General features: G+C 67.0%; 2 protein-coding genes. Both read right to left on the bottom strand.

The genetic code is table 11. The features are described 5' to 3' along the window. Nucleotides 1–43: 43 nt before the first annotated feature. Nucleotides 44–622, bottom strand: a complete 579-nt coding sequence (locus V7Z54_RS07770; protein WP_334135622.1) for a hypothetical protein — start codon at nt 620–622, stop codon at nt 44–46. Nucleotides 623–779: 157 nt separating this feature from the next. Next, the gene (gene glnA, locus V7Z54_RS07765; RefSeq protein ID WP_334135621.1) at nt 780–2195 is read right to left on the bottom strand and encodes a type I glutamate--ammonia ligase; all 1416 of its coding nucleotides are present in this window, start codon (nt 2193–2195) and stop codon (nt 780–782) included. Between the last annotated feature and the right edge of the window lie 283 nt (nt 2196–2478).

Genomic DNA, 2478 nt, shown 5'->3' with positions numbered 1-2478 from the left:
GCCACGTCCCGGTGCCGTGCGCCGGCACGGCGGTGGTATCGGCTCAACGGGTCTCGCCCGCGCTCGCACCCAAGCGCCCCATTTCGCGGCGAATCGCCGCCACGTCAGCCTCGGCCCGCTCCACGCGGGTGCGCAGTTCCTGCACCCGCGCCTGGTAGGCGGCTTCGCCGGCCTCATGGGCCCGGCGCGGCGGTCTGCCATCGGCGTAGTCGGCGCGCGCCTGCGCCAGCCGCTCCTCGGCGCGGCGCAGTTCCTGCTCCAGGATGCGGCGCGCCTCGGCGTCGCGCTGGCGCTGCTGGTCCGGATCCACCCGCTCGACCGGCGAGCGTGCCGCGGCGCCGCCCGCAACCGGGGCGGATGCACCTCTGGCGGAGGTGCCGTTGCCCGCCGCCCCTTGGCCGGTGCGCGCGCCCTGCACGATCGTCAGATTGCCCCCCTGCACTTCGCGGCAGCCGCGCGCGGCCGGATTCGGACCGGGCTGGTTGGTGTACTCATTGCCACAGCGCCAGATGGTCGATCCCTGGGCCTGGGCGACCAGCGTGCCGCACGACAGCGCGACAGCCGCGCCCAGCACCACCGCGCAGACAGCGCATACCCTGCGCTCCGATTGACGAGCCTTCATGCTGACAGTATGGCGTAAAACGTCGCGACCCGGGCAGGGCGGCCCTGTGGCGCCACTTCGCCCCGCCTCCCCCAAGCGCATGGGGGGCCCCGCAGGCGCCCCCCAATCCATCGGTCAGCCGTGATGCCCGCGCGCTTCGTCACGGGCAGCGGCCGCTTTACAGGCTGAAGTACATGTCGTACTCGGTCGGCGTCACCTCGACACGGGCGCGGTTGACTTCCTGCATCTTCAGCTCGATGTAGGCATCCAGCATCGAGTCGGTAAACACCCCGCCCTTGGTCAGGAAGGCGCGGTCTTTGTCCAGGTAGTCCAGCGCCATGTCAAGGCTGTGGCACACGGTGGGCACCAGCTTGTCCTCTTCCGGCGGCAGGTGGTACAGGTCCTTGGTTGCGGCCTCGCCGGGGTGGATCTTGTTTTCCACACCATCCAGCCCCGCCATCAGCAGCGCGGCAAAGCACAGGTACGGGTTGGCCATGGGATCGGGGAAGCGGGCCTCGACGCGGCGCGCCTTCGGGTTGGCCACGTACGGGATACGGATGGAGGCCGAGCGGTTTTTGGCCGAGTAAGCGAGCTTGACCGGCGCCTCGAAGTGTGGCACCAGGCGCTTGTAGCTGTTGGTGGTCGGGTTGGTGATGGCGTTGAGCGCACGCGCGTGTTTGATGATGCCGCCGATGTAGTACAGCGCGAAGTCGCTCAGGCCCGCGTAGCCGTCACCGGCGAACAGGTTCTTGCCGTCCTTCCAAACCGACTGGTGCACGTGCATGCCACTGCCATTGTCGCCGTGGTAGGGCTTGGGCATGAAGGTGGCCGTCTTGCCATAGCTGTTGGCCACGTTCCAGATCACGTACTTCAGCGTCTGCGTCCAGTCCGCACGCTGCACCAGCGTGCTGAATTTGGTGCCGATCTCGCACTGGCCAGCACCCGCCACCTCGTGGTGGAACACCTCCACCGGAATGCCCAGCGACTCCAGAATCAGCACCATCTCGGCGCGCATGTCGTGCGTGCTGTCCACCGGCGGCACGGGGAAGTAGCCGCCCTTGGTGCGCGGACGGTGGCCGCGGTTACCGTTTTCGAACTTGGTACCGGTGTTCCACGGCGCCTCGTATTCCTCGATCTCGTAGAAGCAGTGACCCGGGTTGGTGCTCCAGCGCACGCCATCGAACAGGAAGAACTCAGGCTCGGGGCCGAAGTACGCGGTGTCACCCAGGCCGGACGCCTTCAGGTACGCCTCGGCGCGCTTGGCGATGGAGCGCGGGTCGCGGTCGTAGGCCTTGCCGTCGCTGGGCTCGATCACGTCGCACTGCATAAACAGCGTCGTTTCCTCGAAGAAGGGGTCGAGGTTGGCGGTGTTGGGGTCGGGCATCAGCAGCATGTCCGAGGCCTCGATGCCCTTCCAGCCGGCAATGGAGGACCCGTCGAACGCGTGGCCCGACGTGAACTTGTCCTCGCTGAAGGCGGAAACCGGCACGGTGACGTGCTGCTCCTTGCCGCGGGTGTCGGTGAAGCGGAAATCGACAAACTTGACGTCGTTTTCCTTGATCATATTCATCACGTCGGCGACGGACTTGGCCATCGGTATGCTCCTCAGGGTTGGGACAAAAACGGTACGGATTCACTATAGCAGCTCGCGTGCCAGCGCCGACGACAACAGCGCCCAAGGACAATCCGCGCCGGGCTGGCGCCGCGATCCGCGCTGTGGACGATGCCGGCTTTGCGACGCACCGCGTTGCCCCGGACGGGCTTTCCACACCCAGCCCACGAACGTCGCCGCACACTGCGGCTGGCAGCATATGTCTGTAGAGGTCGCACTCGGTTGCGCCGTCCTGCACAGCTATCCGGCGCACATCATCACGCCC

This window comes from Tepidimonas sp., assembly GCF_036824975.1.
Taxonomy (GTDB): Bacteria; Pseudomonadota; Gammaproteobacteria; order Burkholderiales; family Burkholderiaceae_C; genus Tepidimonas.
This window is presented reverse-complemented; position numbering and strand designations above follow the sequence as displayed.